12 protein-coding genes are annotated in these 12612 nt (G+C 57.0%); 7 read left to right on the plus strand and 5 right to left on the minus strand.

Annotated features, from left to right (window positions below; genetic code table 11):
* Window positions 1-23 precede the first annotated feature (23 nt).
* Entirely contained in the window at window positions 24-533 is a 510-nt protein-coding gene (seqA, locus tag ACTG2T_RS02180) for a replication initiation negative regulator SeqA (protein ID WP_213386935.1), read from the minus strand.
* A gap of 274 nt (window positions 534-807) precedes the next feature.
* Between seqA and ACTG2T_RS02185 the strand changes: the two genes are divergently transcribed.
* From ACTG2T_RS02185 to fldA, 4 genes are read left to right on the plus strand one after another with little or no spacing between them, the layout of a single operon-like run.
* Window positions 808-1590 (plus strand): alpha/beta fold hydrolase, encoded by a 783-nt coding sequence (locus ACTG2T_RS02185; protein WP_234916225.1) that lies wholly within the window; start codon window positions 808-810, stop codon window positions 1588-1590.
* A 55-nt stretch (window positions 1591-1645) separates the two neighbouring features.
* On the plus strand, window positions 1646-1867 hold the full coding sequence (locus ACTG2T_RS02190) for a DUF2788 domain-containing protein (protein WP_005334296.1): 222 nt from the start codon (window positions 1646-1648) through the stop codon (window positions 1865-1867).
* A gap of 20 nt (window positions 1868-1887) precedes the next feature.
* Entirely contained in the window at window positions 1888-2184 is a 297-nt protein-coding gene (ybfE, locus tag ACTG2T_RS02195; protein WP_005334297.1) for a LexA regulated protein, read from the plus strand.
* 39 nt (window positions 2185-2223) lie between these two features.
* The gene (gene fldA / locus ACTG2T_RS02200) at window positions 2224-2748 is read left to right on the plus strand and encodes a flavodoxin FldA (RefSeq protein WP_005334298.1); all 525 of its coding nucleotides are present in this window, start codon (window positions 2224-2226) and stop codon (window positions 2746-2748) included.
* Window positions 2749-2838: 90 nt separating this feature from the next.
* Here the strand turns inward: fldA and ACTG2T_RS02205 are convergent, their stop codons facing one another.
* On the minus strand, window positions 2839-3312 hold the full coding sequence (locus tag ACTG2T_RS02205; protein WP_181224394.1) for a DUF4442 domain-containing protein: 474 nt from the start codon (window positions 3310-3312) through the stop codon (window positions 2839-2841).
* A 241-nt stretch (window positions 3313-3553) separates the two neighbouring features.
* On the opposite strand from ACTG2T_RS02205, the gene fur reads away from it, so the two are divergent.
* Window positions 3554-3982 carry a ferric iron uptake transcriptional regulator gene (fur, locus tag ACTG2T_RS02210; protein WP_005334301.1) on the plus strand — a complete coding sequence of 143 codons (429 nt, stop codon included), beginning with the start codon at window positions 3554-3556 and terminating at the stop codon, window positions 3980-3982.
* A 116-nt stretch (window positions 3983-4098) separates the two neighbouring features.
* Here fur and glnS read toward each other — a convergent pair whose 3' ends face one another.
* The 3 genes from glnS to nagE form a co-directional block, all read right to left on the minus strand.
* On the minus strand, window positions 4099-5760 hold the full coding sequence (gene glnS, locus ACTG2T_RS02215; RefSeq protein ID WP_005334302.1) for a glutamine--tRNA ligase: 1662 nt from the start codon (window positions 5758-5760) through the stop codon (window positions 4099-4101).
* Between the two features lie 355 nt (window positions 5761-6115).
* The gene (locus ACTG2T_RS02220) at window positions 6116-8779 is read right to left on the minus strand and encodes a beta-N-acetylhexosaminidase (RefSeq protein WP_330124942.1); all 2664 of its coding nucleotides are present in this window, start codon (window positions 8777-8779) and stop codon (window positions 6116-6118) included.
* A 121-nt stretch (window positions 8780-8900) separates the two neighbouring features.
* Entirely contained in the window at window positions 8901-10379 is a 1479-nt protein-coding gene (nagE, locus tag ACTG2T_RS02225; protein WP_021231106.1) for an N-acetylglucosamine-specific PTS transporter subunit IIBC, read from the minus strand.
* Between the two features lie 273 nt (window positions 10380-10652).
* Here nagE and nagB point away from each other — a divergent pair, with 273 nt between their 5' ends.
* Together nagB and nagA are read left to right on the plus strand one after the other, a co-directional pair.
* A complete protein-coding gene (nagB, locus tag ACTG2T_RS02230; RefSeq protein WP_005334308.1) occupies window positions 10653-11453 on the plus strand; it encodes a glucosamine-6-phosphate deaminase in 801 nt (266 codons plus the stop codon).
* A 9-nt stretch (window positions 11454-11462) separates the two neighbouring features.
* Window positions 11463-12608 (plus strand): N-acetylglucosamine-6-phosphate deacetylase, encoded by a 1146-nt coding sequence (gene nagA / locus ACTG2T_RS02235; protein ID WP_040066105.1) that lies wholly within the window; start codon window positions 11463-11465, stop codon window positions 12606-12608.
* Window positions 12609-12612 lie beyond the last annotated feature (4 nt).

Here is a 12612-nt window from a genome sequence, read left to right on the forward strand (position 1 = left end):
AAGGCCTGAGTCTTGAAGAATCGTTAAATGGCGCCACACACTTGCGCGATCACCTCTTCGCCATAGCCCATGCTGGCCATCAGCTGGGCCACCATGTTCTGCTTGCGGCTGGTGTTGGTGTTGGTGATCACCCAGAACGGGGTCTCCGGTACCGGCTTGGGCTTGGTGGTGCTGCCACTGGCGCGCAGAGCCTCGGGATCCCGCGAGAAATAGACGCGCTTGCGCCCCTTGATTTCGGTGGCCTGGGTAAAGCCTTCCGGGTTATCCCGGTAGAGGGTACTCAGCACCAGCATGAAGCGGTTGATGGACTTCTCTTCTTTTTGCAGCTCACCAGAATCGAGCAAGGCTTGCAGCCCTTGTTGGGTGGCTACCGTACTGGGCTGCGCGACGGCAACGGGCTCGGCAACCGGCACACGTTGGTGAGCAGGCTGTTCCAGCAGACGGCGCAGGATATCGGAGGCACTCTCACCAATGTGCCGGGTCTGGCTGGCGATATAGAAGTAGAGATCGTCATCAAGCTCGATGGTTTTCATAGGGATGCGCTGGACTCGTCGAAATTCGGATGCGGCGATTATACATAGGCAAACCCGACAGCCCAAGCAAGGGGCTGGCAGATGTACATGAATCTCATCGAGAATACGGCATAATAGCGGGCCAAGTGTGTGATCAGCCGCACTGATAGCCGATCCGGACAGGATTTTTTAGAAAAAAAACCACATAAAATCCCAATCCATTGGACGAAATCCTTTTCTTTCCAGTGCGTTAAATAAAACAGCGATACGCACCCACGACCGACAAGGTGTCATTTTGCAACAAAACAGCATATTGAACTTCAAAGAGCAGGGTCAGGGCCCGGCGGTCATTCTGATCCACGGCCTGTTTGGCAGCCTCGACAACCTCGGCCTGCTGGCCCGTGCCCTCTGCGAGCACTTTCGGGTCATCAGCGTCGATCTGCGCAACCACGGCGCCTCCTTTCATAGCAGCGAGATGAGCTATCCGGCGCAAGCGGCCGACATCCTGACCCTGATGGATCGGCTGGAGATTGCCGAAGCGACCCTGATTGGCCACTCGATGGGTGGCAAGGTGGCGATGCAGGTCGCCAAGCTGGCGCCAGAGCGGGTGACCAAGCTGGTGGTGGCCGACATGGCGCCGGTCGCCTATCCCCACTCCCGCCACCAGAATGTGTTCGCCGGACTCAACGCCACACTGCGCACGCCGCCGCAAAGCCGCAGTGAAGCGGAAGCCATGCTGGCACAGCACATCGAGATCGCCGGGGTACGCCAGTTCCTGCTCAAATCCTTCGCCAGAGGCGAGCATGGCTGGGGTTGGCGCTTCAATGTGCCCGCCCTTGAGCAAAACTACGCCAACATCATGGGCTGGCCAGACGATGAACGCCGCTTCGAAGGGCCGGTGCTCTTTATCAAGGGGGGGAATTCTGACTATATGCAGCCCCAATACAGCGAGACGGCACAGGCCCAATTCCCGGCGGCAAAGGTGCGTGTCATCGCAGGGACCGGCCACTGGTTGCATGCGGAAAAACCGGCTCTGTTCAACAAATTGGTTGTGGATTTCCTGTCGACAGGCGGTTAACAGTTTCAAATCCTTTGTGATATAGTGCGCCCGTCATAAGGAGTGTGCGCAATCCATGCTAAGTGAACATATCGACCTGATCGAAAGTTTGGGCCTCAAGTTATTCTTTGTGGCCATTTTCATATTGATTGGCCTGGCCATTCAGGACGTGCTCAAGCGCGGCAACGTGCCCCGTTTCGGTCGTTTTATCGTCTGGTTGGTACTGTTTCTGGGTTGTGCGGGTTTTGTCGCCAAGGGGCTGATCGAACTGGGCTGGGAAGGCTCAGGACTCGGCTAACTTATTTTCATCTGTGATGTATGGCCAAACAGCAAACTGATCGAACAACACTGGATCTGTTCGCAAATGAGAAGCGCCCCGGCAGGCCAAAGACCAATCCACTCCCCCGCGAGACCCAGCTCAAGATCAACAAGCGTAACCAGCTTAAGCGCGATCGGGAAAATGGGCTGAAGCGGGTAGAGTTAAAGGTGGAGGCCGAGTTGCTGGAGCGCCTGAACCAACTTGCGTTACAACAGAACATCAGCCGAGCCGAGCTGATCCAATCTATCCTGAAACAACAGATTGAGTCCGCCTTTGCGGTGGACATTGCAGTCTGAGCGTTGAGCATTAACACCAAATACGGGTAACTAAACACTATGGCAAGTGTAGGTCTGTTTTTTGGCAGCGATACCGGTAACACCGAAGCTGTCGCCAAGATGATCCAGAAAGAGCTGGGCAAAAACCTGATTGAAGTCCGTGACATCGCCAAGAGCAGCAAGGCCGACATCGAGAGCTTTGATCTGCTGATGTTCGGCATCCCGACTTGGTACTATGGCGAAGCCCAGGCCGACTGGGACGACTTCTTCCCCGATCTGGGCGAAATCGACTTCACCAACAAGCTGGTCGCCATCTTCGGTTGCGGTGATCAGGAAGACTATTCCGAGTACTTCCTCGACGCCATGGGCACCCTGCGCGACATCGTCGAAGCAAAAGGCGCCATCATCATCGGTCACTGGCCGACTGCCGGCTACGAGTTCGAAGCCTCCAAGGCACTGGTCGATGACAAGCACTTTGTCGGTCTGGGTATCGATGAAGATCGCCAGCCGGAGCTGACCGCCGAGCGCGTCAAGGGCTGGTGCAAACAGCTGCACGAAGAGATGTGCCTGGGCGAGCTGGAGTAATCCGCCTCCCCTCATACCTCTGACAACAAGGGCCCCGACGGGGCCCTTGTTGTATCTGCTTGTTGCGATGCCTGCCTTTATTCTTCCCTGTTATTCACCTCTGTGCTCCGGTTTGGCTCGCACATAGAGGGTGCGCTTGACCTGCGCAACCAGTTCGCCGCTCTTGTCCTGTACCGTGACCTCGAATTCGGGGAAGTGCTTGTTGCCACCTTCAGTCGCCGCCACGATTTCGGCCAGCTTGCCCTCGGTCAGGTTGAACTCGGCCACCAGCTTGCCCTTGCCGGGCTTGATGTAGTTGATACTGCCCGCCTTGTCCCAGACGTAATAGCGATTCTTGAAGTGGCCCATCAGCATCAGTGGATAGATGGGGTCCGTCATGGCAAACATGCTGCCGCCAAACTGGGTGCGGTTGGCGTTCTTGTTCCACCAGCGGGATTTCAGGGTCACCCGGCAGTAGCGAAAGTCATCGCTCAGGGTCTCTATCGTGATACCGGCACCCCAGAAAGGGGGCCAGGCGTTGAGTGCGCGGCGCACCCAGGCCGCATTGTCAAAAAGCCAATCCATGGATCTCATCCGACCAGAATATGAAAGTTACATCTTATCAACATCTGCCATGCCAGCAAGTCGGACGACACGATTGATTATTTCAATCCAACCGGCCATTTATGGCTAAACCCCTTGAATTGCTGGGTTTATTTTTAGGGAGGCTACGACCTATAATGACAGGCCAAGCGAGTTCAAGGTTGCCATTCCTGCGGCAGTCCATCAGAATAACCCCACCTTCGAGAATGCGAATAAGTAGAATATGGCAGACAACAACCAAGCGTTAAAAAAGGCCGGGCTCAAGATCACCTTGCCCCGGGTCAAAATCCTGGAAATCCTGCAACAGCCGGACTGCCAGCACACCAGCGCCGAAGATCTCTATAAACGACTGATCGACTTGGGTGAAGAGATTGGTCTCGCTACCGTCTATCGCGTTCTCAACCAGTTTGATGATGCCGGTATCGTTACCCGTCACCACTTCGAAGGTGGCAAGTCGGTATTCGAGCTGGCCACTCAGGAGCACCACGACCACTTGGTTTGCCTCGACTGCGGCAAGGTGATCGAGTTCTCCGACGAAGTGATCGAACAGCGTCAGCGCGAGATCGCCAAGAAATTCAATATCCGTCTCACCAACCACAGCCTCTACCTCTACGGTCACTGTGCTACCGGTGAGTGCAAGCACGACGAATAAGTCAGCCGCGACTTGCAGATAACGGACAATAAAAAAGCCAGCTGATGCTGGCTTTTTTATTGTCCGGCGCAGGCCGTTGGCATCGCACAGGGCAGAGTCTCCCCTGCCCCATCGGCTTAGCCTTCTACCTTGCCCCAGGAGTCGCGCAGGGCAACGGTGCGGTTGAACACCAGATGCTCCGGGCTGGAGAGCTTGTTGTCGGCGCAGAAGTAACCTTCACGCTCGAACTGGTAAGCTTGCTCCGGCTTGGCGTTCTTCAGGGATGCCTCGACACGGGCCCCCTCGATGATCACCAGAGATTCCGGGTTCAGCGCGGCTTCGAAGTCATCCTCGGCGCCCGGGTTCGGTACCTTGAACAGACGGTCGTAGAGACGCACTTCCGCTGGCAGGGAGTGAGTGGCGCTGACCCAGTGGATCACCCCTTTCACCTTGCGGCCATCGGCCGGATCCTTGCCCAGAGTCTCGGGATCGTAGGAGCAGTAGATGCAGGTGACTTTGCCATCGGCATCTTTCTCGATACGCTCGGCCTTGATCACATAGGCATTGCGCAGACGCACTTCCTTGCCCAGCACCAGACGCTTGAACTGCTTGTTCGCCTCTTCTTTGAAGTCCGCTTCATCGATGAAGATCTCGCGGGTGAAGTTCAACTCGCGGGTACCCATCTCGGCATTGCTCGGGTGGGCCGGGGCCGTCAGCACTTCGTCGGCAGCCAGGTTTTCGATAACCACTTTCACCGGATGCAGCACGGCCATGGCGCGCGGTGCATGTTCGTTGAGGTCTTCACGGATACAGGCTTCCAGCATGCTCATCTCGACGATGTTGTCCTGCTTGGTGACGCCGATGCGTTTGCAGAACTCGCGAATGGAGGCCGGAGTGTAACCACGACGACGCAGACCGGAGACGGTCAGCATACGCGGGTCATCCCAACCATCGACGTGCTTCTCGGTCACCAGCAGGTTCAGCTTGCGCTTGGACATGACGGTGTATTCGAGGTTCAGACGAGAGAACTCGTACTGACGGGGGTGGCAATCGATGGTGATGTTGTCCAGCACCCAGTCGTACAGACGACGGTTGTCCTGGAACTCCAGGGTGCAGATGGAGTGGGTGATCCCTTCCAGCGCGTCCGAGATGCAGTGGGTGAAGTCATACATCGGGTAGATGCACCACTTGTCACCGGTCTGGTGGTGGTGGGCAAACTTGATACGGTAGATAACCGGATCACGCATCACCATGAAGGGAGATGCCATGTCGATCTTGGCGCGCAGGCAGGCGGTGCCTTCGGCGAACTCGCCATTCTTCATCTTGGCAAACAGCGCCAGGTTCTCTTCCACGCTGCGATCGCGGAACGGGCTGTTCTTGCCAGCTTCAGTCAGGGTGCCACGGTACTCGCGCATCTGCTCGGGCGTCAGCTCATCCACATAGGCCAGACCCTTTTCAATCAGCTCGATGGCGTAGCCGTGCAGCTTGTCGAAATAGTCGGAGGAGTAGCAGATCTCGCCATTCCACTGGAAGCCGAGCCACTGTACGTCCTGCTTGATGGACTCTACGTACTCGATATCTTCCTTCACCGGGTTGGTGTCATCGAAACGCAGGTTGCACTGGCCCTGATAGTCGCGGGCGATGCCGAAGTTCAGGCAGATGGACTTGGCGTGGCCGATATGGAGATAACCGTTCGGCTCGGGCGGAAAACGGGTATGCACGCTGCTGTGCTTACCGCTGGCCAGATCTTCATCAATGATCTGACGAATAAAGTTAGTTGGGCTGTTCGCCTGACTCATGGCTCACCTCAAAAAAGCGTCACTGGCGGAAGTTGTGCCGGCTGGCACCCTCATCCCCCCGCCGTCAAGCCGGGTATGATCCCTTATTACGGGCGCTGTCTCAACCTGAATTTGGCACTTCCGGGCCATTTCCCGGCCATTGCACCGCTAAAAACAGCGTGGCTTGGCACATTGCACACCAAATGCATAAAAAAGCCCCGCACTAGGCGGGGCTGAAAGTGATGAAAAACACAAAACAGACAATTACACACAACAAAGGCTCACACGCACAGTCAACCTTTCCCAAACCCGATGCGCCATCGCCCTTGGGAAAGGCGGGTCTTGCGACCCACCTCATGTTAACGGTTGACTGCTATCAGTTCAGTTCGGTGACGCGGCTGGTGCGCTTGCCATCGAAGCTGATGGTACGCAGGTAGACCTTGCCATTCACGCTCGGCTTGGCCGCGGCGTCATAGGCACTCCAGTTGGTACCGTCCAGGCTGTACTGGATGGGCAGACCCGGCAGATCCACGTTCGCTTCCAGCACACCGTTCACTACCTTGGCACCCGGTACGGAGAGGCGGTATTCAACACCGGCCTGATCCAGTTTCGGCAGCACGCGCTGACCCAGTACGTTGGCAAACTGGTTCCACTCTTTGTTGAGGGTGGCCTTGTTGACGAACTTGGTCTCGCCGGAGAACTCGCGACCCTTCACATAGTTCAGCTCGAAGCCACCTTTGTGCCAGGCACGCTCGGCCACGGAGAAGATACGCGGGTAGACCATGTACTCATACTGAGCATCGGTACGCACGGTTTCACTCCACTGCTGACCGGAGATCCCCTTGAACTTGACCGGATCCTGGTCACCTTTGGCCACGAAGGCGTTGCCATCGCGGTCAACCGAGGTCTCGGCGTTCTGCGGCAGGTTTTCCGGGGCGAAGGCAAACACCTTGCGGGTGTCGTTGAAACGAGTTGCCCAGTAGTAGCCACGCTCAGCCGGGTGTACTTCGTTCGGGAAGTCGAAGTAGAGGTAATCCGGGTTGGACAGCACCACTTGGTAACCCTTGTGGGCCCACTTCATCGCTTCGTTGAAGCCACCCCAGTAGAGGGTTTCCCAGAAGTTGACACGGGTGTTGTCGGTGGCGAAGTCCTTGGCACCGCTGGCATACTTCAGACCGTCTTCCCACGCCTGCAGGGTAGAGAAACCGCGGTCTTTGACCATCTGGCCCACTTCCTTGGCGAAGTAAACCGGCAGCTCGCCCACTTCCTTGATCTTGCCTTCGTCGATCATCTTCTGGCACATCGGGGACTTGCCAAACGGCTTGTCCTGCTTGCTGGAGTCGACGTTGCCTTTCCAGGCGACCAGCTCTTCTTTCTTGGTGACGGCCGGATCCTGATAGCCACCGCCCTGCATGATGTTCTTCGCCTCATCACCACCGTAGTGCCATGCGGTCAGCGGCTGACCAGCGGCCTGGTGCATCTGGGCAACTTCATCCATTACCTTGGCCACGAAGGTGGCAGCACCCGGCTGGCAAGGGTTGATGAAGGACATCTTGTCGTAGAACTGGACGGAGGTGACATTGGAGGTGTCAGCCGGATCAGTCAGACGGAACTGGTTGGCTTCCGCTTCTTTGCCTTCCGCCATCAGACGCTTGTAGCGCGCTTCCATGGAGACCACGGCAGCACGGGCGTGAGCCGGCATGTTGATCTCGGGGATCACGGTCACACCGCGGGCCTTGGCATAACGTACCAGATCCACGTAGTCAGACTTGCTATAGAAACCGGAACCCTGGTTGTCGCTAGTCGGGCCGGAACCCAGCTGCGGCATCAGGCACTTGGTTTCGGACTCGTCGTGGCAACGCTGGCTACCGACCTGAGTCAGCTCCGGCAGACCCGGGATCTCCAGACGCCAGCCTTCATCGTTGGTCAGGCCAAGATGCAGCACGTTGAGCTTCATGGCAGACATCTGGTCAACCAGCTTCTTCATGGTATCCAGACTGCGGAAGTGGCGGGCCACGTCGGTCTGCATGCCACGGTATTCAAAGCGCGGCGCATCCTCGACGGTCATCGGGCTCACCAGCTTGTCCTCAACACCCAGCAGGGAGATCAGGGATTGTGCACCCCAGAATGCCCCGTCGATATCGCGACCCTGGATCACGGTGCCCTTCTGACCGATGGTCATGTCATAGCCTTCAGCCTGCTTGAGCTTGCTGCCGAGCTTGATGGTCACCGGGTAACCGGTGTCGGAGAGGGTAACACCCAGCTTGGTCAGTTGAGCCTTCAGGGCCTCGGCGCGATCGCTCGGCAAGTCCAAGGCATTGAGTTTGATGGTAGAGAAGTCAACCTGCGGGCCAGCTTTGACTACCTGCTTCATCGGGGTCGGCAGGATCTGGTTGTCAATCTTGCCAGCTGGCAGCAGGGTGCTGGTCTGGTTGGCCGCGAAGCGGGTCTCGCTGTTCATCAGGATGTTCTTGTCATCCTTGGTACGCTTCCAGCCATCAGCCGGCATCGGCTTCTCGTAGGTGCTGGCATCATTGATGTTGCTCATGCTGGCCAGTACTTTCGGCTCGGCACCTTCGCTGGCGACATACCAGTTCGGCATGATGTCAGATTCGAACAGTACCCAGTATTCCACCACCAGCGGCACTTCGACCGTGGCATCCTTGGCAAAGCCCTGGAACTTCTCGGTTGGCGTCAAACGATAGAGATCGCCGGTCAGGTGAGTGATGGTGAACTGGTCGTTATCCACACGCTGGATACGACGGATGGAGGAGACGTAGATGCTCCAGTCTTTGGAGGTGACGTCCGCACCGGTATTGGTCAGGTGCAGCTTGGCAACGCCACAGCTCGCCCACTCGGAACCCAGCGCCTGGCAATCGAGGCCGGCACCGGCACCGTCGTTGGTGACCACCTCATACTTGACCACCAGGTTGTTGGCGAGGGAGTCGACCACGGCCTGCTTGGCGGCATCGGCTGCCTGGACCTGGCTGACAAAAACGGTAGACATGGCAATGGCTAACAGAGAATGTTTCAAGTTCATAACTGCTGCTCTCATTTGAAGTAAAGGTTGGATTTTCTTGGCTTTTTTATATGGGGCCCCTGAGCGGGGCCCTTAGTTATGTCAACAATGGACTTAGACTTGAGGTGAGCGAGTCGCTCGATTAACGCAGGGCTTTCATCTCACCGGCGATGATTTCGGCCAATGGGCCCAGAATCACCTGCAGGTTCTGCTCACCGAGTTTGACCACACCGGCCGCCCCCAGGGCTTTCAGCTTGCGCTCATCGACGATACTGCGGTCTTTCAGAGTCAGACGCAGACGGGTGATGCAGGCATCGATGGAGACCAGGTTCTCTTGACCACCCAGCACTTCCAGGTATTGCTTGGCCAGCTCGGTACGGTTGGTAGATTGAGCGGCAGCCGGAGCAGTATCTTCGTCATCTTCACGACCCGGGGTTTTCAGGTTCAGCTTGGCAATCACTACGCGGAACACGGTGTAGTAGAGGCCGAAGAAGACCAGACCCTGAGGGATCAGCATGTACCAGTTGGTCGCCAGCGGGTTACGGCTGGAGAGCACCATATCCACCAGACCGGCACTGAAACCGAAACCGGCCATCCACTGCATGGAGGCAGCGATGAACACGGAGATACCGGTCAGTACGGCGTGGATGACATACAGTACCGGCGCCACGAACATGAAGGAGAACTCGAGCGGCTCGGTTACACCGGTGAAGAAGGAGGCAAAGGCAGCTGCGATCATGATGGAGGCAACTTTCTCTTTGTTTTCTTTCTTGGCGGAGTGGTAGATGGCCAGAGCGGCACCCGGCAGACCGAACATCATGATGGGGAAGAAGCCAGCCTGGTACATACCGACCACGCCTTTCACCTGCTCCAGGCTCTTGCCAGCGGCCAGAGCGGCATCGATGGTAGCCTGACCACCCAGGAAGTTCGGGATGTCGTTGATACCGGCCACGTTGAACCAGAACACGGAGTTCAGGGCGTGGTGCAGACCGATCGGGATCAGCAGACGGTTGAAGAAGGCGTAGATACCGGCACCGGTAGAGCCAAGGCTCACGATGGACTCACCGAAGGAGACCAGACCACCGTAGATTGCCGGCCATACGGCCATCAGGATGAAAGATACGACGATCATCACTACGGAGGTTACGATCGGTACCAGACGACGACCGGAGAAGAAGGAGAGTGCCTTGTGCAGCTCGACGCTGCTGAAGCGGTTGTACAGCTCAGCGGCGATAACACCACACAGGATACCCACGAACTGGTTGCTGATCTTGGCAAACGCGGCAGGAACCTGCTCCACCGGGATGCTCTTGATCTGGGCCACAGCGCCCGGGCTCAGCAGGGTGGTAACGACCAGGAAGCCGACCAGACCTGCCAGCGCAGCAGAACCGTCTTTATCCTTGGACATACCGTAAGCGACACCGACTGCGAACAGTACGGACATGTTATCGATAATGGCTGCGCCCGCTTTAATCAGGAAGGCAGCCAGCGCACTGTCACCACCCCAACCATTCGGGTCAATCCAGTAGCCAACCCCCATCAGGATCGCTGCGGCAGGCAATACCGCTACCGGCACCATCAGGGCACGGCCGATCTTTTGCAAATAACCGAGAATGTTCACGGTTCCTCTCCTTAGTTAATGTTTTTCTAGAAATTAAGTGCTTATCACGTTTGACGCATAAGCCATCAAGGCTTGATTGGCAGTCTAGGGCTTTTATTTCGCTGCGCAAATTAATAAACCGATAATCGTGATCGTTATCACCCAAACAAGATAAAGGTGGTGGATAGATGTGGCTTAGTTCGCAATCTTTATTTACGCTATAAAACAACTTGAATCCATCTTAGCCAATTGCCACCGCCAAACCGGTCGCAACCCGACACAGAGGTATCCCATATGCGCCTGATCCCGTTGAAATCTGCCAGCCAAGTAGGCCTGTGGTCTGCTCGTTACATCGTTGACCGCATCAACGCGTTCAAGCCGACCAGCGATCGCCCTTTCGTACTGGGCCTGCCCACCGGTGGCACCCCGCTCAACACCTACAAGCGCCTGATCGAGTTGCACAAAGCCGGTGAAGTGAGCTTCCAGAACGTGGTCACCTTCAACATGGACGAGTACGTCGGCCTGCCGGAAGATCACCCGGAGAGCTACCACAGCTTTATGCACAACAACTTCTTCAGCCACATCGACATTCGTCCCGAGAACATCAACATCCTCAACGGCAATGCCGAGGATCTGGTGGCCGAGTGCAAGCGCTACGAAGACAAGATCAAGTCCTACGGCAAGATCCACCTGTTCATGGGTGGCGTGGGTAACGACGGCCACATCGCGTTTAACGAACCGGCCTCTTCCCTCTCCTCCCGCACCAGGGTCAAGACCCTGACCGAAGACACCCGTATCGCCAACTCCCGCTTCTTCGGTGGCGACATGGAGCAGGTGCCCAAGCTGGCCCTGACCGTGGGTGTAGGCACCCTGATGGATGCGGAAGAGATCATGATCCTGGTCACCGGTCACGGCAAGGCACTGGCCCTGCAGGCCGCTGTGGAAGGCAGCGTCAACCACATGTGGACCATCTCCACCCTGCAACTGCATCCTAAGGGAATGATGGTGTGCGACGAGCCCTCCACCATGGAGCTCAAGGTCAAGACCGTTCGCTACTTCCAGCAACTGGAAGCCGCCAACATCGGCCGTCTGTAAGGAGTCGTCATGTACGCATTGACCAACTGCACCCTCTACACCGGCAGCTGCGTGCTGACCGGCTACGGGGTGCTTATCGAGGGCGACAAGATTGTCGCCATCTCTCACCTGGCCGAACTGCCTGCGGGCATCGAGCAGATTGACCTCAAAGGCGCCAACCTGACCGCCGGTTTTATCGACGTGCAGCTCAACGGCTGTGGCGGGGTGATGTTCAACACCGACATCACGGTCGAGACCCTGGCAACCATGCAGGCGGCCAACCTCAAATCTGGTACCACCAGCTTCCTGCCGACCCTGATCACCAGTCCGGATGCGGATATGAAGCAGGCCGTTGCGGTGACCCGTGACTACATGGCTGCCAACCCCAACGAGGTGCTGGGCGTCCATCTGGAAGGGCCTTACACCAACCTCAAGCGCAAGGGGATCCACCCTGCCGCGCAAATTCGCCAGCCAGCGGACGAGATGATCGACTTCTTCTGCGCCAACGCGGATGCCATCACCAAGATCACCCTTGCTCCGGAGCGCAACGAGCCGGCCCATATCCGCCGTCTGGTGGAAGCGGGCATTCTGGTCTCGGCCGGTCACACTGCCGCCAGTTACGATCAGGCCATGGCCGGGTTTGATAACGGTATTCGCTTTGCGACCCACCTCTACAACGCCATGACTCCGACCCTCAACGGTCGCGAGCCGGGCGTCGTGGGCGCCATCTACGATCGCAAAGATGTCTATGCGGGCATCATCGTCGATGGCCACCATGTGCACTGGGCCAACGTGCGTCTGGCTCACAAGGCGCTGGGGGAGCGACTGGTGCTGGTCACCGATGCCACCGCGGCAGCCGGTGCACCGGAAGGCTTTGAGAAATTTGATTTTTGTGGCACCACCGTCTTTTTACGCGATGGTCAGTGTGTCGACGAGAATGGTACACTCGGCGGTTCCTCCCTCACCATGATTGAGGGGGTGGAAAATCTGGTCAAGCAGGTCGGATTACCGCTCGATGAAGCACTGAGAATGGCCAGCCTCTACCCCGCTCGCGCCATTGGATGGGACTCACGTCTCGGTAGTATCCAGGTCGGTAAAGTAGCCAACCTCACTGTCTTCGATCAGGACTTCACGGTCCGTGGGACCGTGGTTAACGGACACTACACACAACAGTGACATC

The organism is Aeromonas sp. 75A, from assembly GCF_051919425.1.
GTDB classification, from domain to species: domain Bacteria; phylum Pseudomonadota; class Gammaproteobacteria; order Enterobacterales; family Aeromonadaceae; genus Aeromonas; species Aeromonas veronii.